The 20,323-nt window shown below is 68.4% G+C and carries 16 protein-coding genes; 11 read left to right on the forward strand and 5 right to left on the reverse strand.

Annotated features, from left to right (window positions below):
- Positions 1-3 precede the first annotated feature (3 nt).
- A complete protein-coding gene (serS, locus tag ACZYZ7_RS15540; protein WP_463741264.1) occupies positions 4-1,263 on the forward strand; it encodes a serine--tRNA ligase in 1,260 nt (419 codons plus the stop codon).
- A 17-nt stretch (positions 1,264-1,280) separates the two neighbouring features.
- The gene (locus tag ACZYZ7_RS15545; protein ID WP_463741265.1) at positions 1,281-4,619 is read left to right on the forward strand and encodes a BTAD domain-containing putative transcriptional regulator; all 3,339 of its coding nucleotides are present in this window, start codon (positions 1,281-1,283) and stop codon (positions 4,617-4,619) included.
- Here the strand turns inward: ACZYZ7_RS15545 and ACZYZ7_RS15550 are convergent.
- Positions 4,609-5,379, reverse strand: coding sequence for a hemerythrin domain-containing protein (locus ACZYZ7_RS15550; RefSeq protein WP_286175199.1), 771 nt, complete (start codon positions 5,377-5,379; stop codon positions 4,609-4,611). The genes ACZYZ7_RS15545 and ACZYZ7_RS15550 overlap by 11 nt on opposite strands.
- Positions 5,380-5,505: 126 nt before the next feature.
- Between ACZYZ7_RS15550 and ACZYZ7_RS15555 the strand changes: the two genes are divergently transcribed.
- A complete protein-coding gene (locus tag ACZYZ7_RS15555) occupies positions 5,506-6,321 on the forward strand; it encodes a DUF5718 family protein (RefSeq protein WP_135459445.1) in 816 nt (271 codons plus the stop codon).
- Here ACZYZ7_RS15555 and ACZYZ7_RS15560 read toward each other — a convergent pair.
- Positions 6,318-6,656, reverse strand: coding sequence for a hypothetical protein (locus tag ACZYZ7_RS15560; RefSeq protein WP_135459444.1), 339 nt, complete (start codon positions 6,654-6,656; stop codon positions 6,318-6,320). The two genes, ACZYZ7_RS15555 and ACZYZ7_RS15560, sit on opposite strands and share 4 nt — an antisense overlap.
- Positions 6,653-8,209 (reverse strand): Rieske 2Fe-2S domain-containing protein, encoded by a 1,557-nt coding sequence (locus ACZYZ7_RS15565; protein WP_463741266.1) that lies wholly within the window; start codon positions 8,207-8,209, stop codon positions 6,653-6,655. Before ACZYZ7_RS15565 ends, ACZYZ7_RS15560 begins: the two co-directional genes overlap by 4 nt.
- A gap of 90 nt (positions 8,210-8,299) precedes the next feature.
- On the opposite strand from ACZYZ7_RS15565, the gene ACZYZ7_RS15570 reads away from it, so the two are divergent.
- The 3 genes from ACZYZ7_RS15570 to ACZYZ7_RS15580 are packed head-to-tail and all read left to right on the forward strand — an operon-like array spanning position 8,300 to position 10,673.
- Positions 8,300-9,079, forward strand: coding sequence for a lysophospholipid acyltransferase family protein (locus ACZYZ7_RS15570; RefSeq protein WP_450071450.1), 780 nt, complete (start codon positions 8,300-8,302; stop codon positions 9,077-9,079).
- A gap of 8 nt (positions 9,080-9,087) precedes the next feature.
- Positions 9,088-9,849 carry a lysophospholipid acyltransferase family protein gene (locus ACZYZ7_RS15575; RefSeq protein WP_463741267.1) on the forward strand — a complete coding sequence of 254 codons (762 nt, stop codon included), beginning with the start codon at positions 9,088-9,090 and terminating at the stop codon, positions 9,847-9,849.
- Positions 9,846-10,673, forward strand: a complete 828-nt coding sequence (locus ACZYZ7_RS15580) for an HAD family hydrolase (protein ID WP_463741268.1) — start codon at positions 9,846-9,848, stop codon at positions 10,671-10,673. Before ACZYZ7_RS15575 ends, ACZYZ7_RS15580 begins: the two co-directional genes overlap by 4 nt.
- A gap of 12 nt (positions 10,674-10,685) precedes the next feature.
- Here the strand turns inward: ACZYZ7_RS15580 and ACZYZ7_RS15585 are convergent, their stop codons facing one another.
- Both ACZYZ7_RS15585 and ACZYZ7_RS15590 read right to left on the reverse strand, forming a co-directional pair.
- The gene (locus ACZYZ7_RS15585; RefSeq protein ID WP_463741269.1) at positions 10,686-12,293 is read right to left on the reverse strand and encodes an N-acetylmuramoyl-L-alanine amidase; all 1,608 of its coding nucleotides are present in this window, start codon (positions 12,291-12,293) and stop codon (positions 10,686-10,688) included.
- 125 nt (positions 12,294-12,418) lie between these two features.
- Positions 12,419-13,372: a hypothetical protein gene (locus tag ACZYZ7_RS15590; protein ID WP_135459438.1), complete on the reverse strand. Its 954-nt coding sequence runs from the start codon at positions 13,370-13,372 to the stop codon at positions 12,419-12,421.
- A gap of 240 nt (positions 13,373-13,612) precedes the next feature.
- Between ACZYZ7_RS15590 and glf the strand changes: the two genes are divergently transcribed.
- The 5 genes from glf to zomB are packed head-to-tail and all read left to right on the forward strand — an operon-like array spanning position 13,613 to position 20,287.
- Entirely contained in the window at positions 13,613-14,857 is a 1,245-nt protein-coding gene (gene glf / locus ACZYZ7_RS15595) for a UDP-galactopyranose mutase (RefSeq protein WP_463741270.1), read from the forward strand.
- On the forward strand, positions 14,854-16,791 hold the full coding sequence (locus ACZYZ7_RS15600; protein WP_463741271.1) for a glycosyltransferase: 1,938 nt from the start codon (positions 14,854-14,856) through the stop codon (positions 16,789-16,791). Before glf ends, ACZYZ7_RS15600 begins: the two co-directional genes overlap by 4 nt.
- A gap of 1 nt (position 16,792) precedes the next feature.
- Complete coding sequence (locus tag ACZYZ7_RS15605) at positions 16,793-17,326, forward strand: phosphatase PAP2 family protein (RefSeq protein WP_463741272.1); 534 nt, start codon at positions 16,793-16,795, stop codon at positions 17,324-17,326.
- Complete coding sequence (locus ACZYZ7_RS15610) at positions 17,323-18,264, forward strand: decaprenyl-phosphate phosphoribosyltransferase (protein ID WP_463741273.1); 942 nt, start codon at positions 17,323-17,325, stop codon at positions 18,262-18,264. The genes ACZYZ7_RS15605 and ACZYZ7_RS15610 overlap by 4 nt, the downstream gene beginning before the upstream one ends.
- On the forward strand, positions 18,245-20,287 hold the full coding sequence (gene zomB, locus ACZYZ7_RS15615) for a flagellar motor control protein ZomB (RefSeq protein ID WP_463741420.1): 2,043 nt from the start codon (positions 18,245-18,247) through the stop codon (positions 20,285-20,287). The genes ACZYZ7_RS15610 and zomB overlap by 20 nt, the downstream gene beginning before the upstream one ends.
- Positions 20,288-20,323: the final 36 nt, after the last annotated feature.

Consider the following 20,323-nt stretch of genomic DNA (forward strand, 5'->3'; position numbering starts at 1 on the left):
CCCGTGATCGACCTCAAGCTGCTGCGCGACAATCCCGACACCGTCCGTGCGTCGCAACGGGCCCGCGGAGAGGACCCGGCGCGCGTCGACGCGCTGCTGCAGGCCGATACGGCGCGGCGGGCCGCGATCTCGACGGCCGACAACCTGCGCGCCGACCAGAAGGCCGCCAGCAAGCTGGTGGGCAAGGCGACACCCGAGGAGCGTCCGGCCCTGCTGCAGCAGGCGAAGGACCTGGCCGAGCAGGTCAAGGCCGCCGAAGCCGCTCAGGCCGAGGCCGAGACTGCCTTCACCGCAGCCCATATGGCGATCGGCAACGTGATCATCGACGGGGTGCCGGCCGGCGGCGAGGACGACTTCGTGGTGCTCGACACCGTCGGCGAGCCGCGGGCGATCGAGAACCCCAAGGACCATCTGGAGCTGGGCGAGTCGCTCGGGCTGATCGACATGGAACGCGGCGCGAAGGTGTCGGGTTCGCGGTTCTACTTCCTCACCGGGCACGGTGCGCTGCTGCAACTGGGCCTGCTGCAGCTGGCCACCCAGGTGGCCGTGCAGAACGGTTTCACGCTGATGATCCCGCCGGTGCTGGTGCGCCCGGAAGTCATGGCGGGCACCGGATTCCTCGGCACACACGCCGACGAGATCTACCGGTTGGAGGCCGACGACCTGTACCTGGTCGGCACCTCGGAGGTGCCGCTGGCGGGCTATCACTCGGGCGAGATCCTGGACCTGTCGGCGGGCCCGAAGCGATATGCCGGCTGGTCGTCGTGCTTCCGGCGCGAGGCGGGCAGCTACGGCAAGGACACCCGCGGCATCATCCGGGTGCATCAGTTCGACAAGGTCGAGGGCTTCATCTACTGCAAGCCCGAGGACGCCGTGGCCGAGCACCAGAAGCTGCTGGGCTGGCAGCGGCAGATGCTGGCGGCCATCGAGGTGCCCTACCGGGTGATCGACGTCGCCGCAGGCGATCTCGGCTCTTCGGCGGCGCGCAAGTACGACTGCGAGGCGTGGGTACCCACCCAGCAGACCTACCGGGAGCTCACGTCCACCTCGAACTGCACGACGTTCCAGGCCAGACGGTTGGCCACGCGCTACCGCGACGAGAACGGCAAGCCGCAGACCGCCGCGACCCTCAACGGCACGCTCGCCACCACCCGCTGGCTGGTGGCGATCCTGGAAAACCACCAGCAACCCGACGGCAGCGTGCGCGTCCCCGACGCGCTGGTGCCGTTCGTCGGCACCGCAGTGCTGGAGCCCGGTAAGTAACCACACAGCCCGGGGGGATGACTGTGGAGGACCCGGTACGGGTAAGGGTGCTCGGCCCGGTGCAGGCCTGGATCGGTGAGGATCCGGCGGATCTGGGGGCGCGGCTGCAACGAGCCCTGCTCGCGAGGTTGGTGGCCGCACACGGCCACACGGTGTCCGTCGACCGGCTCATCGACGATCTGTGGGAGGGCGAGCCGCCACCCAAGGCGTTGTCGGCCCTGCAGGTCTACGTCTCGCATCTGCGCCGGGCTCTCGAGCCCGGGCGGCAGCGTCGGGCACCGGCCCGCATCCTGGTCAGCGCCGCACCGGGATACTGCCTGCGACTGCCCGTCGACGCCGTCGACTCCTGGCTGTTCGAGGCCAAAGCCACTGCGGCGTATGAGGAAACGGATCCGCAGAAGCGGGTTCGGCTGCTTGACGAGGCGCTGGCAGGCTGGTCGGGAGATCCGTTCGCGGGGGTCGGCGACGCGCTGTGGGCCGCGCCCGAAGTGGCCCGCCTGACCGAGCTCCGGCTGGCCGTGGTGGAAGCCCAGGCCGCGGCGCAGGTCGAACTCGGCCGGTACGGCACCGCGGTGGCGGCGCTGGAACGGCACGTCCGCGAGCGTCCCGGCCGGGAAGGCGCCGCTGCCGTGCTGGCGACGGCGCTGTATCGGACCGGACGCCAGACCGACGCGCTGGACGTGTTGCGGCGCACCCGCGACCACCTGGTCGACGAGCTCGGTTTGGAGCTGGGCCGGGCATTGCGCGACCTCGAGCGCGACATCCTGCGTCAGGCCGACCACCTGGAGCCGTCCCGACCGCTTCTGCAGCCGGCGGCACCGGAGGTCGCGGCGCCCGATCGGATCGAGGCGGCCGCCTACGGCCGGGCCGAGGAATTCGCCGAGATCGACAACGCCGCGCGTGCCGTCGTCGCCGGTGGCAGCACGGTGCTGTGGATCGCCGGAGAGGCGGGCTCCGGCAAGACCACCCTGGCCGGCGTCGCGACGGGCCGGTTGCGCGCTGCGGGCTGGCGGACCGTGCACGGGCGTTGTCCGGAGGTCCACGGCGCGCCGGCCGGGTGGGCGTGGACCGAGGTGCTGCGCGAACTGATCGAACCAGGACCCCCGGCGGACGACAGCAGGCAGGCGCTGACCCCGCTTCTGCACGACGGCGCCGCGGTCGAGGCGGGCACGTTCTGGTTGGGACAGGCGGTCGCCGACGTGTTGAGCGCGGTGGCCGAATCCCAGCCCCTGGCAGTCGTGCTCGATGACCTGCACCGCACCGACGGCCTGACGTTGGAGCTGCTGCGGCTGGTGGCCGACCGGATCAAGGATCTTCCGGTGCTGATCATCGGTACCTATCGCCCGTCGGAGGACCGTGGCGAACTGGAGGTCGCCCGGGCCGCGCTGGCGGTCCACACCGCGGCGCACCTGAATCTCGGCGGGCTGGACGCGGCGGCCACCGCCGCTCTGGCCGCCGACTGCGGGATGACCGCTGCCAGTGGAGAGGCCCTGCGGTTGCTGCGGGAGCGGACCGGCGGCAATCCGCTGTTCGTCCGGGAACTGGCCCGGCTGATGGCCGCCGAAGGGCCGGACGCGGTATGGGCGTCAGTGCCGGTCGGGGTCCGTGATGTGTTGCGGCGCAGGCTGGCCCGGCTGCCGGGCCCGACCGTCACGGCATTGCGCCAGGCCGCCGTGCTGGGCCGTGACATCGATGTCGATCTGCTTTCCGAACTGGGCCGCAGCGACCCGGACGACCTGCTCGACGCGCTGGAGCCGGCCGTCCTGCTGGGCCTGCTCGACGAGCCCGAGCCCGGTCGGCTGCGGTTCGCCCACGCGCTGGTCCGCGACACCCTCTACGAGGACACCTCGAAGCTGCGCCGGTCCCGGTTGCATGCCGCTGCGCTGGAGCTGCTCCGCGCGCCGGGGCGGTCGGTCGATCCGGCTGCCCTGGCACACCACGCCGTCGCCGCGGCGACGGCCGAAACATCCGTCGCCGCTGCGGCTTTCGCGACGGAGGCGGCTCGCGAGGCGGACTCGGTCGGAGCCCATACCGAAGCTGCCCGGCAGTGGCGTGCCGCCGTGCAGATGCTGGAGCTGGCCGCCGGCCGCCGGTTGCTGCCCCGCACCGACGGTCTGGAGGGCGAGATCGACGCCCGGTGCGGGCTGATCTCCGCGCTGGCCCAGTCCGGCGACGCCGTCGCGGCGCGCATCGAGATGAAGGCCGCGCTGCAACTGTTGAGTGGGAAGTCGCGGGACGACCTGACGGTCCGGGTGCTCACCGCGTGGGACACCCCGTTGGTGTGGCGGGACCGCGAATACGACGGGTCCGACGCGCAGATGATCGGGCTGCTGCGTCAAGTGCTGGCCGGTAGCGGAAGCGGAGAGCCCACTGAACTCTCAGTGGCCGACCGGATCCGGCTGCTCAAGGCGCTTTACGTGGAACTGGAGGGCACCGATCCGGACGGGGCACTGGCCACCAGCACGGAACTGCTTGAGCTGGCGCGAAAGGCCTACGCCGAGGACCCGGCAGCGTCGGGCCGGCTGCTGTGCACCGCGCTCAATGTCCGGGCCTACTGCGCATTGGGGCCCGACCTCGATGCCGAACGTGACTCGACCGCCGCTGAACTCTTGCGGACCGCGGAAGCCACCGAGCAGGCCGACTATCAAGCGGTGGCGCACTGGCTGCTGTCGCTGGCGGCCGGCCATCGCTCCGATCTGGCGACGGCGAAACGACACGTCGACATCGCGGTGGCCCGGGCCGGCACCGGGCAGCTCGTCCACCTCCTCGGCGTGCTCGGCCTGTTCCGGGCCCGGATGCACCTGCTGGCGGGGCGCCTGGACGACGCGGTGAGTGCGTACACCGACCTGGCGGCGCGCATGGTGGAGAACGGTGCCGCCAACGGGGCCAAGCTGGCGATGGTGGGCCGGGTGACCGGCGAGTTCTGCCTCGGGGATCTGGGCCTGCTGGCCGACGAACTGGTTTTCTTCTACAAGGAGGTGTCGGTTGCCGCACTGGACGCCGCGGTGCTCGCGCTGATCGCACGCGGCCGCGACACCGAGGCTCGTGAGCTGTGGCGGGATCGCCGGCCGATCGAGCGGGCGTACTTCTGGCTTCCGTTCACCGTGCTGCGCGTCAACGCCGCGGTGGCGCTCGGCGACCTCGACGAGGCCCGGGACCGGGCGGGTGACCTCGGCTCGTATTCCGGCCGGATCGCCGGGCTCGGCGTCGACGGCCTGATGGTCGGCCCGGTCGACGAGGCGCTCGCCGCCGCTGCCGACGCCCTGGGCCGCCCCGACGAAGCACGTGGTTACCGTGAGGCCGCCTCGACGCTGCGGGACCGGCTGGCCGCGGAGGCCCGGGGCTTCATCGACTGACGTCGGGCGCTTCGTCGCACTCTTCCTCCAGCGCTTCCCCCAGCACCTCGATCTCGCGGGGGATTCGCGTTCCGAAGACCGCCCGCTCCAACCGCCGGTAGCGCTGCCCGACGACGGCGAGGACGATCCGCAGACCGATCCCCACCTGCCCGATCAGTTGTGCGCGTTCGTCATCCGTCATCGCGGCCAGCGAACGCGGACCCTCGAACCACAGCCGGCCGCCCGAGCGGGCGGCGGCCTCCACGGCCGTCCAGTCCGCCACCGACACGTGCTCGGTGATGAGCGGGAACACGTCGCGTTCCTCTTCTTCGATGTGCTCGGTGAGCAGTGCCGACAGCTCGGCCAGCTCGATGACCATCAGGCTGGCGACCTGGCGGTCGCCCATCGACAGTCGCAAGGATGCGGCCCGGGCCCGTAACTGGTCCAACCGCGGGTCCAGGGCGGCGTGATCGTCGGTCAGTTCGCTCAGGTCGAGATGGCTGCCCCCACTGGCCTGGATCACGGGCCACAGGACAGCGTCCTCGGTCGTGTGGTGGTGATGGATCGAGTCACACAGCAGCTCTGTGTACCGGGAGATGGCGCGGACCCGGCGCGGCGTGCAGATCACGTCCCGGTCGCGTACCGCGATCGCCAGATCGGTCAGGCGGCGCAGGTCGGCCAGCATGGCGCGGTGCGCCACGGTGATGCCGAGCAGGTCCGGTTCGGGATCGCCTGCGCGACGGGGTTCGACGGTGGGTGCGTCAGTGGTTGCGGTCGACACGGCGGTGCTCCTCGGTTTCGACGGATCCCCGGCTGGTGGATCGCAAGTCTTGAGAGCACAGCCTGCAGGCGGGGACTTAAGTGCGACTTGTATCCGGCTTGTCGCGGCCACAGTAGGGTTGCAGCCATGATCGACATCGACCTTGGCGAGGTGCGTAACTGGTTCGGCTTCGGTGTGGCCGGCAACTTCGCCGGCCATCTCGAGCAGGCAGGGGAGGCCGGGGATTTCGTCAAGGTCGTGACCGAAGGGTATGCGCCGAAAGGCATCTTCCCGTGGTACGCGCCCGGCCGGGACGACTTCCTGGGCGAGTTTCCGCTGTCCAGCGATGCCATCCTGCTGCCGGAGCCCGGTGCGGTTGACGGCCCGCTGAACCTGCAGATCGAGCCCGAGGTCGGGGTGGCCTGCCACGTGGTGTGGAACGGCGACACCGTGGTGCGGCTGGAGCCGTTCGCCCTCGGCGCTTTCAACGACTGCTCGATCCGCCGGCCCGGCGCACCGAAGATCAGCTACAAGAAGAACTGGGGGCCGGCCTCCAAAGGTGTTGCGCCGCAATTCTTCGAGATCAGCGACCTCACCCCGGACGGGCCGACCGCCACGATGCGGCTGGTCTGCTACCTGAGCGAGGACGACGGCCAGCAGCACGCCTACGGGGTGGATTCACCGCTGGTCGGCTACTCGTATTACGGCGAGGTCCTGCTGGACTGGATCGTCGAACGGCTGGCCAATCAGAAGGGTTCGGCCGATACGCCGTTGGAGGACGTCGGTGCCCTCATGGTGGCCAGCGGGCACCCCGAGAACGTGCTGATCGGTATCGGTGCCACCCGCTACACACCACTGGGCGAATCCACCTACCTCAAACCGGGGGACGAGGCCATCGTTCGGGTGTACGACAGCGCCTCCAGCGCGGCTTCCGAACTGCGGCAGGTCGTCTCGGCGCGCTAACCGCCGAGCAATTCCTCCAGGCGGGCGACGAACTCGTCAGGGCGGGCGGGGGTGAACGCGGGCTTCGGGTAAGTGCCCGGCACGTCGAGCGTTATCAGTGTCGAGCGCAGCGGCCGGTGCACATCCAGCGGTAGCCAGCGGCGCAGGTCGGTGCTGCCCCACAGCCGGAAGCGCTGCATCCACAATCCCAGTGGAGTGGCCTGGTAGCCGGTGATCGACCGAAGCGGAATCACTTTCGACGTTCCCGACGGGAAGTGATAGCGCCGCAAGGTGATCGCCTCGCGATCCAGCTGGACCAGGCCGTCGTCGTAGTACTGGCGCGGCGCGGCGGTCATTGCTTACTGCACCTCAACTCGTGCCCCTTGGTCGTCAGGCACTTGCCGTTCTCCAGGTTCCACTGCCAGCCGTGCAGATTGCAGGTGAGGGTATTGCCTTCCACCACGCCGAATTTCGAAAGATCGGCCTTCAGGTGCGGGCACCGGCGCTGGATTTCCCAGCCGTCCAGGGTGATCGATGAGGAATCGTCATGGGCCTCGGCGAACCAGCCGTCGGCGTAGGCGATGCGCTCATCGGTCAGGCACTTGAAGAACGTGTACAGATACTCGTTGTAGCCGCCCACTCGCCACGCCGTGAACCGGGTGGACAGGAAGATGGTGTTCACCCAGTCGGGCTCGTTGTCGCGCAGCACCGTGCGCACCAGTTCGGGCGGGATGGCGAATCCGTAACGGAACTTCTCGTCGGCGATAGGTTCGCGCACAAGACGTTTCGGGAAATCCAGGACCACCGTCTCGCTGTGCTCGGGGCCGGACAGCTGCAGCTCCACCGGATAGCCGATGCCGTCACAGATCTGATCGGTCTGGCTCATGATCGGCTCGAACAGCGCCCGCAGCCCGGGCAGCAGGGGCTCGCCGGCCGCGGGTGCCCATGAGGCTTTCTCGGCAGCCAGCACCGGGGCCATGCGCTGGGCGAAGTCCTCGATGTAGGCGGCCTTGCCGGTGGTGAAGATGGTCTCCGGATCCTCCACCGGGTGGGTCAGTGAATCCAGTTGCGAGCCCGTGAAATCCGCGGTGCTACCGGGGATCATCAGCAGGCCGCCGTCGTGGCCGTGGCGCCGCATCTGATCCAGGAACACCACCTGGTCGGGGAAGATGTTCGCCGGATCGCCGTGGTCGTCGTTGAGATCGCGCAACTCGGGGTCCAGGAAGCAGGGCGGCCCGGCCGACGGGATCACCCAGGTGGCGCCGACCTGTGCGATGTACTGGCGGCACCGGTCCATCTGGCGTTGGCGCTTCTGGACGCCGAAGGACTCCTTGGCGCGGGCGGGCATGTCGTAGACCATCGGGTACCAGATGGCCCCTGAGTACTGCAGCATGTGCACGTCGACCTGACCGAAGTCGGTGTGCACCATGTCAAGATCCACCGGGCGCGCGTCGTTCATGTTGAAGGCGACGGTCTCGCCGTCGTCGACCACCAGGCCCGAGTCGCCGATCGGGCCGTCGGCCGGCGCGCGCAGCGCGACGATCATCACGTCGAGGTCGCCCTTGGGGCCGGTGACGGTGTGTTTGACCGAGTCGGTGGTCTCGAAGAACCGATGAAAGCCCAGCTTCTGCAGTTCGCGTTGCAGGTCGGGTACCGGGAAGTCGGGCAGCAGCACGACGGCGTCTTTGTTGACGTGGCGGCGCAGGTTCTCCGGGTCGAAGTGGTCCTTGTGCAGGTGCGACACGTACAGGTAGTCGACGTTGCCGAGCGTGTCCCAGTCGAGCCCGGTGTTATCGGGGAACGGGAACCATGAGGCGAAGTAGGCGGGGTTGACCCAGGGGTCGCACAAAATGCTGCCAGCCTTGGTCTCGATCAGGAAGCCGGCATGCCCGACGCTGGTGACCTGCACAAACAGCCTTTCGATGGAGTCCTTTGATGCCCGCCCAGCCTAGCCCGAGTTGGGTGATGCGCCGATCCGGGCTGGGATTAGGCTGGCCACGTGGAACCGGTGTACGGGACTGTCATACAACTCGCTCGGGCTGCCTGGCGTCTGCAGGGGCTGAAGTTCAACGTGACCGGGGTGGAGAACATCCCGGTCACCGGCGGTGCGGTGGTGGCCATCAACCACACCAGCTACTTCGACTTCACCTTCGCCGGCTTGCCTGCCTATCTGCAGAAGCGCGGCCGCAAGGTCCGGTTCATGGCGAAGAAGGAAGTCTTCGACAACAAGATCACCGGGCCGATCATGCGCAGCCTGCGCCACATCGAGGTGGATCGCGACAGCGGGGCCGCCTCGTTCGAGGCCGCCGTCGACTACCTCAAGGCCGGTGAGCTGGTCGGGGTGTATCCGGAAGCGACGATCAGCCGCAGCTTCGAGATCAAGGACTTCAAGTCCGGCGCGGCGCGGATGGCGATCGAGGCCGGGGTGCCGATCGTGCCGCACATCGTGTGGGGTGCACAGCGCATCTGGACCAAGGGCCGCCCGAAGAATCTGTACCGGCCCAAGGTGCCGATCTCCATTGCGGTGGGTGAGCCGATCCAGCCGACGCTGCCCGCCGCCGAACTCACCGCTCTGCTGCATTCACGCATGCAGCACCTGCTGGCCCAGGTGCAGGACGCCTACGGGCCGTATCCGCCCGGCGAGTTCTGGGTGCCGCACCGGCTCGGCGGCTCGGCGCCGACGCTGGCCGAGGCCAACCGGATGGATGCCGACGAGGCGGCCGCGAAGGCGGCCAGGAGAGCCGAGGCCGGACCCGAACCCACCGGGGCCCCGGGGTAAGCCCGCGTATGGAACCGGTTTTCCGAAGCTTGGAGATCGCCGCCGGGCTCGCAGTGCGGGCCACCGGAACCCGGATCACCTTTCGCGGGGTGGGCAATCTGCCCGCCACCGGCGGTGCTGTCATCGCCATCAACCACACCAGCTACGTGGACTTCCTGCCTGCCGCCATGGCCGCGACCGAACGCGGCCGCCGGATGCGGTTCATGATCAAGGCCGAGATGGAACAGGTGCAGCCTGTGGGCTACCTGATCAAACACACCGGCACGATCCCGGTGGACCGCAGAGCAGGCGCGGGCGCCTACGCGGAGGCGGTAGACGCGTTGCGCCGCGGCGAGCTGGTCGGGGTGTATCCGGAGGCCACGATCAGTCGCGCCTTCGAGCTCAAGGACTTCAAGACCGGTGCGGCGCGCATGGCCCTGGAGGCCGGTGTGCCGATCATTCCGCTGATCGTCTGGGGCGCGCAGCGCATCTGGACCAAGGACCACCCGAAGTCGCTGGGGCGCAAGAAAATTCCGGTGAGTGTGGTGGTGGGCGAGCCGATCACGGCGACGGGTCCGGTGGCCCAGATCGATGACACCCTGCGGGCCGGGATGTCGGCACTCCTGGACCTGGCTCAGCGGGACTATCCCGCGCCGGCGGGGGCATACTGGGTTCCCCACCGACTCGGTGGCAGTGCGCCGACACTGGCTGAGGCCAAGCGGCTGGACGAGGCCGAGTTGGCCGACCGCGCGCGCAAGCGTGCCGAGCGTGAAGCGACGGGAAAAAAGTGACAGGTGCCGAGCGGGCGCCGGGGCTGATCGCCACCGACGTGGACGGAACGCTGCTCGACGAGGACGAGAAGGTCACGCCGCGCACCCGTGCGGCGGTCCAGGCGGCGGTCGAGGCGGGCGCGACGTTCGTCCTGGCCACCGGACGGCCGCCCCGGTGGGTGGCGCCGGTGGTCGACGGACTGGGCCTGGCCCCGATGGCGGTGTGCGCCAACGGTGCCGTGATCTACGACCCGGCCACGGACCGCATCGTGTCGGCGCGCACGCTCTCGTCCGACGTGCTCGGTGAGCTCGCCGAGATCGCCACCCGGGTGATTCCGGGAGCGGGTCTGGCGGTGGAGCGGGTGGGCGCCTCCGCGCATGACGCGGCGACTCCGCAGTTCGTCAGCTCACCGGGGTACGAGCACGCCTGGCTCAATCCCGACAACACCGAGGTGTCGGTCGACGATCTGCTCAGTGCTCCCGCGGTCAAGCTGCTGATCCGAAAGGCCGGCGCGCGGAGTGCTGACATGGCTGCCGAGCTGCTCAAACACGTTGGTCGAATAGGTGATATCACCTATTCGACCAACAACGGTCTGATCGAGGTGCTGCCGCTGGGGATCAGCAAGGCCACCGGTGTCGAGGAGTTGGCCGCTCCGCTGGGGCTCACCGCCGCCGATGTCGTGACCTTCGGCGACATGCCCAATGACATACCGATGCTGCGCTGGGCCGGGCGCGGTGTGGCGATGGGCAATGCCCACCCTGAGGCGGTGGACGCGGCCGACGAGGTCACCGTGACCAACGCCGAGGACGGGGTGGCCCGGGTGCTGGAACGCTGGTGGTCCTGACGCGCCGAGCGCTCAGGTGATCGGGGTGAAGCGCTCCAGCTGCACCGGCTGCTGATCGGGTGGCGGCGGCGGCAGTTCCACCGGGACACCGTCGACCACACGGGTGACCGTGCCCTTCTCGCGGTCGAAGTTCAGCGTGCCGTGCTGGAAGTTCTGCACGATCCACTGGGGTTCGGGGATCTCGGAACTGGTCGGCAGGCCCAGCGCGCCGCGCTCGAAGCCGAGCGAGCCCCATGCCTCGTAGATGGCGCCGGTCACCGGTTCGGCGCCGCTCTCCGGTGACCAGTACACGGCGCCGTGCTCGAAGGTCGCGTAGCGGGCGGCACCGGCACCGGCGGACTCCGGCGAGGTCGGGTTGCCCAGCAGTCCGTTCGCACCGCCTTCGGCCTGCCACCGGGCGTAGATCGCGCCGCCGCGCATCTGTTCGGCCAGGTCCGCGGGGCCGGGTGGCTGGTTGAACCGGGCGGCGATGTCGCGGATGTGGTCCATCTGGGCGTAGGCGGCATTGCCGGGGCAGTCGGTGATACCGACGTCGCGGTGGGTGAAGATCGTCGGCAGGGTGGGGGTCGCTCCGCGCGGGAAGTGGGTGAAAGATCCGCCCGCGGAGGTGAGTACGACGGTGCCGCGCGGGTCGATGTGATCGAGGCCGAGTCGCCAGCCCAACAGCCGGCCGGTGTTGCGCACCTGGATCTCGGTGGGTGGCACGACGTCGAAATCGCCCAGCATCGCCACACCCCAGGTGTCGATGTTGAAGCCGCCGGTATGCGAACCCTCGACCGGCTTGTCCATGCCGCCGGCGCGGCCTTCGAACACCTGCCCGTACTTGTCGACCATGGCGTTGTAGGCGATGTCGCACCAGCCGAGCTCGCGGGTGTGGTACTCGTAGATCGACCGGATGATGCCTGCTGAATCCTCGGGGGCGTAGTCGTTGCTGCCCGCCGTGTGGTGCACGATGCCGGCCCGGATGCCCTTGTCGTACACCGTGTTTCCGCATCGCATCGACTCATCGGCACCCCACTGGGCCCGGCTGATGATGGTCGGCGGTTGGCCGGGGTTGATGGCGGCGATCGGTAGTGGTCCGACGTCGACGGGGGACTGGGGCGGGCTGATCAGCACCGCGGTGACGTTCTGGCCGATGGGCGCTTCGACGTTGGCGGGCACATAGCCGAGGGCCGGCTTGGCCGGCCGGGGCTTTCCGGGCGGCGGGGTGGGGGCCTGCGGTGCGCGGGTGACGGAGATCTGCACGGTGTTGGTGCGCCCGACGAACACCGGTTCGGTGCCCCGTGGGCCCGGGGTGTCGGCGCCGACGCCGTCGAGGTTCTCGGCCTGGTACCAGGGGCCCCAGGTGCCGTCGTCCTTGCGGGCCCGGACCCGGGCGGAGGTTCCGCGCAGGTCCGGTGAGGTGAGCGCGACCATCGAGAACGGGGTGTCCTGATGGATCTCGCGGACACTCTCGCCGACCGCGAGATTGTCGAGCGGTTGCTGTGTGAGTTGTGGTGCAGCGTCAGATGGATTGGGCTGTTTGCCATGTTCGGATCCGGCGATCGCCCAGGGCACGATCACGACCGTCGCCGCAAGTGCGGTGAAGAGAATCGACGGCGCGGAACGGCGGGACTGCACGGACTGATGTTACGTATGAGTCAGATGTTGCGAATGTTTCGACACGGTCCCCGCGTGTCTTTCACAGGCAACGGCACCGCAGAGCCGATGGCTTCTGCGGTGCCGTTCTTCCAGTAGGGCCTTTGTTACGGGACCGGCGCGGGGGCCGGGGCCGGCGGCGGCACCGCGGCGGCCGGGGCCTTCATCGCCGAGGTGATCGCCGGCATGACCATGCCCTTGAGCAGGTCGATGGCCTGGCCGGCGCCGAGCTGGTTGGCAGCGCTGGACAGGTCGCCGAACAGGCCGCCACCGCCGCCGCCGGTGGCGGGCATCGCGGCCAGCGACGGATCGGCGCCCAGCAGCGGGTAGGTCCCCGCACTGGGATCCAGCCCGATCGGAGCCGAGATCGGCACCTCGCCCGGGGCGCCCAGGCCGCCGAGGCCGCCGGAGAGCGACGGGTCGAGGCCCGTCGGCGAGGTCAGGCCCCCACCGCCCAGTCCAGCGGGGGTGGTGGTCAGCCCGCCCGGCACGGCGCCCGCCGGCGTCAGTGCCGGGTTGGTCAGCGAGCCGGTCGGCGCGGTGAGCGCCGGGTTGGTCAGCCCACCCGGTGCGGCCGGAAGGCCGGCCGTCGGCGAGGTCAAGCTCGGCGACAGACCGTTGGGGCTGATCAGCGAGGCGTCAGGCGAGGTCAGGCCGGGGGAGGTCAGCCCCGGTGACGTGAGCCCCGGTGACGTGAGTCCGGGCGAGGTGAGCCCGGGGTCGGTCAGGCCCGGTGCGGTGAGCCCCGGCGACGTCAGGCCCGGGGACGCCAGACCGGGTGACGTCAGCGTCGGCGAGCCGAGGGTCGGCGTCGGCGACGAGCCGGTCAGCAGGCTGTTCGGCATCGGCGGCAGGTTGATGCCGAACTGGGACAGGCCCTGCGACAGTGCGGACATCAGTTCACCGGGAAGGTCGGTGACCAGTGCGGCCTGGGTGAACTCGCGCTCCTGTGGCGCGGGGGAAAGCTGCGACATGGCAACTAGGGCGACTGGACTTGCGACTGCCACTGCGGCGACTGCGCTCATGGCTGTCGAGAGCTTGCGTCGACGGCGGTTCGGCACGGAAGTCTCCTCAATTTGTTGCTGCTAGGACGTGCACTTCACATAGCGGGGTGGTGCATTTCCTCTTGCTCCGTCGGCATTCCGGACCAGATGGTGTGAAGCCCATGAGTGCCAACGAGATCGATGTTAAGGCTGTGACTCATGGGTCTGAAGTGACGATATTGAATCGTGAGCGAATTGCGACCTGGGCCCTTCGTTGAATTCGGGGCACAGGGGCGTGGTCGGATACCCTGGCTGCCGATGACGTCCTTATCTCCCCGGGTCGCTACAGACCAGTCCAGCGGCCATTTCGACTTATTCGTCGTCGGCTCCGGGTTCTTCGGTCTGACGATCGCCGAGCGCGTGGCGACGCAACTGGGCAAGCGTGTCCTTGTTATCGAACGCCGTCCGCATATCGGCGGTAACGCCTACTCGGAAGCCGAACCGCAGACCGGTATCGAGGTCCACAAGTACGGGGCCCACCTGTTCCACACGTCCAACCAACGGGTGTGGGACTACGTGCGGCAGTTCACCGACTTCACCGGCTATCAGCACCGGGTCTTCGCGATGCACGACGGCCAGGCCTACCAGTTCCCGATGGGGCTTGGCCTGGTCTCCCAGTTCTTCGGGCGCTACTTCACCCCGGACGAGGCCCGGGCGCTGATCAAGGAGCAGGCGAGCGAGATCGCCGGGCACGAGGCGGCCAACTTCGAGGAGAAGGCCATCTCGCTGATCGGCCGCCCGCTCTACGAAGCGTTCATGAAGCACTACACCGCCAAGCAGTGGCAGACCGACCCACGCGAGCTGCCGGCGGCCAACATCACCCGGCTGCCGGTGCGCTACACGTTCGACAACCGCTACTTCAACGACACGTACGAGGGCCTGCCGGTCGACGGATACACCGCCTGGCTGGAGAACATGGCCACCGACGACCGCATCGAGGTGCGGTTGGACACCGACTGGTTCGACGTCCGCGACGAACTCCGCACGGCCAACCCGGACGCTCCGGTGGTCTACACCGGTCCGCTGGACCGCTACTTCGACTATTCCGAGGGCCGGCTCGGCTGGCGCACACTGGATTTCGATCTTGAGGTGCTCGACACCGGAGATTTCCAGGGCACGCCCGTGATGAACTACAACGACGCCGATGTGGACTACACCCGCATCCACGAGTTCCGCCATTTCCACCCCGAGCGGGACTACCCGGCCGACAAGACGGTGATCATGCGGGAGTTCTCGCGATTCGCCGAAGAAGCCGACGAGCCGTACTACCCGATCAACACCGAGGCCGATCGTGCTCTGCTGGCCGCCTACCGGACCCGCGCCAAGAACGAGACCGCGTCGGCGAAGGTGCTCTTCGGTGGCCGGCTGGGCACCTACCAGTACCTCGACATGCACATGGCCATCGCCAGTGCGCTGAGCATGTACGACAACACCCTGGCACCGCACCTGGCTGACGGTGCGCCGCTGGTCACCGAAACCGAGAAGGAAAGCAGCAAAGCATGAGTGACATCCCATCCGGCGCGCTCGACGCCGGGGAATCGCGGGCCGTCAGTCTGCTGGCCCGCGTCATCCTGCCGCGACCGGGCGAGCCGCTGGACGTCCGTCAGCTCTACATCAAGGAATCGGACACCAATGCCCGTCGGGCACATGCGCCGACCCGCACCGCCCTTGAGATCGGCACCGAATCCGAGGTCTCGTTCGCCACGTACTTCAACGCCTTCCCGGCCAGCTACTGGCGGCGCTGGTCCAGCCTGAAATCGGTGGTGCTGCGCGTCGAGCTGACCGGCAGCGCCCGCGTCGACGTCTACCGGTCCAAGGCCACCGGCGCGCGGATCACCGTCGGCGGCGCCCCGGTGTCCAGTGGCGAGTCCACCGAACCCGCAGTGGTGGAATTCGAGATCGACCTGGCGCCCTTCGAGGACGGCGGCTGGATCTGGTTCGACATCACCACCAACTCCGCGGTGCGGGTGCATAGTGCCGGTTGGTACGCGCCCTCACCCGCGCCGGGCCGGGCCAACATCGCCGTCGGCATCCCGACCTTCAACCGGCCCTCGGACTGCGTCAATGCTCTGGCCGCCCTCACCTCGGATCCGTTGGTGGACGAGGTGGTCGGTGCGGTCATCGTGTCCGATCAGGGCACCAGCAAAGCCAAGGACCACCCCGGTTTCGAGCCCGCCGCGGCCGCGCTGGGCAACCGGCTCACGATCCACAACCAGCCCAATCTCGGCGGGTCCGGCGGCTACAGCCGGGTGATGTACGAGGCGCTGAAGAACACCGACTGTGAGCAGATCCTGTTCATGGACGACGACATCCGCATCGAACCCGATTCGATATTGCGTGCCCTGGCCATGAACCGGTTCGCCAAGGAGCCGATTCTGGTCGGCGGTCAGATGCTCAACCTGCAGGAGCCCTCGCACCTGCACATCATGGGCGAGATGGTGGACCGGGCGAACTTCATGTGGTCGGCGGCGCCGAACGCCGAGTACGACCACGATTTCGCCAAGCATGCGCTCGACGACGTCGAGTCCGACCGCAGCAAGCTGCTGCACCGCCGAGTCGACGTCGACTTCAACGGCTGGTGGATGTGCATGATCCCGCGGCAGGTCGCGGAGGAGCTCGGCCAGCCGGTGCCGTTGTTCATCAAGTGGGACGACGTCGAGTACGGCCTGCGCGCCGCCGAGCACGGCTACCGCACCGTCACCCTGCCGGGTGCGGCGATCTGGCACATGGCCTGGAGCGACAAGGACGACGCGATCGACTGGCAGGCCTACTTCCACCTGCGCAACCGGCTCGTGGTGTCGGCCATGCACTGGGACGGCGACGTCCGCGGGCTGATGGCAAGCCATCTCAAGGCGACGTTCAAACACCTTCTGTGCCTTGAATATTCGACTGTCGCCATTCAGAACCGGGCCATGGAGGATTTCCTGGCCGGCCCGGAGCACGTCTTCTCCATCCTGGAGTCGGCCCTGCCCGACATCCGCGCGATGCGCCAGCAGTTCCCTGATGCCGTCGTGCTGGCCGGGGCCACCGAACTGCCGCCGGCCTCGGATCTCAAGCGCAGGAAGATCAGCATCCCGGTGTCCAAGCCGGCGATCGTGGTGAACCTGGCCCGCGGTGTGGTGCACCAAATGCGCCGCCATGATCCGGAAACCCATGTCCGGCCGCAGATCAACGTGGCCACCCAGGACGCCCGCTGGTTCTCACTGTGTCGCGCCGACGGGGTCACCGTCACGACCGCCGATGGCCGCGGTGTGGTGTACCGGCAGCGCGACCGAGCCAAGATGTTCGCGTTGCTGCGCGCCTCGGTGCGTCAGCAGTTACGTGTGGTCCGTCAGTTCGACCGGATGCGCAAGGTCTATCGTGAGGCGCTGCCGGTGCTGACCAGCACCCAGAAGTGGGAGACGGTGTTGCTGAGCGAGTCGGCGGAGAAAAACTGACATGACCGATGCCCCGCGCGGCGAGGACGCCGTGTTGGTCGCCGTGCAGTCCGCCCTGGCCACCCGGCCGGGCGTGCTGGCCGGCGCCCGTGCGCTGTCGCATTTCGGTGAGCACAGCCTGGGTTGGCTCGGGCTCGCGGCCGTCGGTGCCCTGGCCCAGCCCGCCAAGCGCAAGTCATGGATCGCTGTGGGCGTCGGCGCCTTTGCCGCCCATGCCGCCGCGGTCCTGATCAAGCGGGTGGTGCGCCGGGAGCGGCCGCACCACCCCGACATCGCCGTGAACGTCGGGACACCGAGCCGGTTGAGTTTCCCGTCGGCACATGCCACCTCGACCGCCGCGGCGGCCGTTCTGCTGGCCCGGACCACGGGCCTGCCGGTGCGGGCGCTGCTGGTCGTGCCGATGGCGCTGTCGCGCCTGGTGTTGGGCGTGCACTATCCCACCGACGTACTGACCGGCGTGGCTGTCGGGACGGTCGTGGGTTCTGTGGTCGGAAAAACTGCCGGTGTCGGGCAGAAGGAGACTGTGGCCAAATGAGTGAGGAAGCGCAGCCGGAGGCCGGTCCGCCCAAGAATCTGGCGACCGGCCTGATCAAGGCGCTGCGGCCACGGCAGTGGATCAAGAACCTGCTGGTGCTGGCGGCGCCGCTGGCCGCCGTCGGCAGCGGAATCGAGTACGACTACGCCGACCTCGCCTACAAGGTGTCGATCGCGTTCGTGGTGTTCTGTCTGGCCGCGTCGTCGATCTACCTGATCAACGACGCGCGTGACGTCGAGGCCGACCGGGCCCATCCCACGAAACGGTTCCGGCCGATCGCCGCGGGCGTGGTGCCGCAGTGGCTGGCCTACACGCTGGCGATCGTGCTCGCGCTGGCCTCGCTGGGTATCTCGTGGCTGCTGACACCGGATCTGGCACTGGTGATGGCGGTGTACATCGCGATCCAGTTGGCGTACTGCTTCGGGCTCAAGCACCAGGCGGTGCTCGACATCTGCATCGTGTCCTCGGGGTTCCTGCTCCGTGCGATCGCCGGTGGTGTGGCCGCCGACATCCCGCTGTCGCAGTGGTTCCTGTTGGTCATGGCCTTCGGCTCGCTGTTCATGGCGGCCGGAAAGCGTTATGCCGAGCTGCAACTGGCCGAGCGCACCGGTGCCAAGATCCGCAAGTCGCTGGAGAGTTACACCAGCAGCTACCTGCGTTTCGTGTGGACGTTGTCGGCCACCGCGATGGTGGTCTGCTACGGCCTGTGGGCGTTCGGGCGCGACAGTGCGAATGATGCGTTGGGCCTCGATGGCCAGGATGCTTCGTGGTACGCGATCACGATGGTTCCGTTCACGATCGCGATCCTGCGTTATGCGGTTGACATTGATGGTGGCATCGCCGGTGAGCCAGAGGAGATCGCGCTGAAAGACCGAGTGCTGCAGGTCCTGTTCCTGGCGTGGATCGGAACCATCGGTGCTGCCATCTACTTCAGCTGACCGAATTACTCTGCGCCGCCTGGCGGGCGGCGTGGGTGACCGGTTGGCGCGCTGGCCGGTGTTTCCGTACGACATCACGGTGCGGATCAGCTTGTGGGTGAGTGTGGTCGTGGTCGCCGGCCTGTTCGGCTGGGGTGCCTGGCAGCGCCGCTGGATCGCCGACGACGGCCTGATCGTGCTGCGCACGGTGCGAAACCTGTTGGCGGGCAACGGCCCGGTCTTCAACGCGGGTGAGCGGATCGAGGCCAACACCTCCACGGTGTGGACCTACCTGGTGACGCTGGGCGCATGGCTCGGCGGCCCGGTCCGGATGGAGTACGTGGCCCTGGCGTTCGCGCTGACGCTGAGCGTGCTCGGCGTCGTACTGGCGATGCTCGGAACCGGCCGGTTGTATGCCCCGAGCCTGCAGGGCCGCCGCGCACTGCTGCTGCCCGCTGGTGCACTGGTCTACATCGCGGTCCCGCCCGCCCGCGACTTCGCCACCTCGGGGCTCGAAAATGGTTTGGTGCTGGCCTATTTGGGTCTGCTGTGGTGGATGATGGTGTGCTGGTCGCAGGCTCTGCGCGCGGCTCCCAAAACGGTCGGTCGTGGCAGCCCGAAGGCTGCGCCCGATCCGGTCTCGAGCCGGTACTTCGAGGGGGCACTGGCCACCGTCGCCGGGCTGAGCGTGCTGATCCGCCCCGAGCTGGCGCTGATCGGCGGTGGCGCGCTGGTCATGATGCTGATCGCGGCGCGCGGTTGGCGTCGCCGGGTCCTGATCGTGGTGGCCGGCGGACTGCTGCCGGTCGCATACCAGATCTTCCGGATGGGTTACTACGGGCTGATGGTGCCGGGCACCGCGGTCGCCAAGGACGCGTCGGGATCCAAGTGGTCCCAGGGCCTGACCTATCTGACCAATTTCAACCAGCCGTACCTCCTGTGGGTACCGGTGATGCTGCTGGCCGCGCTCAGCGCCGTCCTGCTGACCACCAGGACCCGGCCGTGGTGGGTGCGCCATCAGGTGCCCCGCGGCTACGGCTGGCTGGCCCGGACCGTTCAAAGTCCGGCTGCCGTGGTGCTTTTCATGTTCCTCAGCGGGCTGCTGCAGGCGATCTACTGGGTGCGCCAGGGCGGCGACTTCATGCACGGCCGGGTGTTGCTGACGCCGCTGTTCTGCATGCTGATGCCCGTCGCGGTGATCCCCGTCGTGCTGCCCGACGGCACCAAGTTCACCAGGGAGACGGGTTACCTGCTCGCCGCGGCCACGAGCGTGCTGTGGGCCGCGGTGGTGGGCTGGTCGATCTGGGCGGCCAACTCGTCCGGCCTGGGCGCCGACGGTACGCGGGTCACCTACACCGGCATCGTCGACGAGCGCCGGTTCTACTCGCAGGCCACCGGTCACGCGCACCCGTTGACCGCTGCCGATTACCTGGACTACCCGCGCATGCGTGCGGTGCTGACGGCCATCAACAACACCCCCGACGGGGCACTGTTGTTGCCGTCGGGCAATTACGACGTGTGGGACGTCGTCCCGGCCTATCCGCCCCCGCCCGATCTCTCCCCGGCGGAACGGCGGGCGTTGGCCACCCCGCACACCGTGTTCTTCACCAACATGGGCATGCTGGGCATGAACGTCGGGCTCGACGTGCGGGTCATCGACCAGATCGGCCTGACGAACCCGCTGGCGATGCACACCCAACGGTTGACCGACGGCCGTATCGGCCACGACAAGAACCTGTTCCCGGACTGGGCGGTGGCCGAGGGGCCGTTCCTCAAGACCAGGCCCTACATCCCGGCTTATCTGGACGAGGAATGGATCGCCCAGGCCGAGGCGGCGCTGGCCTGCCCGGCCACCGAGTCGATGCTCAGCTCGGTGCGCGGCGAGATGACCCCGCGGCGGTTCCTGTCCAACCTGGCGCACGCTTACGAGTTCACGAAGTACCGGATCGACCGGGTGCCGCTCTATGACCTGAAGCGCTGCGGTCTACCGGTTCCCGAGCCCAAGAAGCCGCCGTACACGGGGATGCCGGCCACGGGGCCGTAAGGCTGTCTGAACTGAATCTGTGTGGTTGGTAACGCT

Source organism: Mycobacterium sp. IDUB_17 (assembly GCF_055419465.1).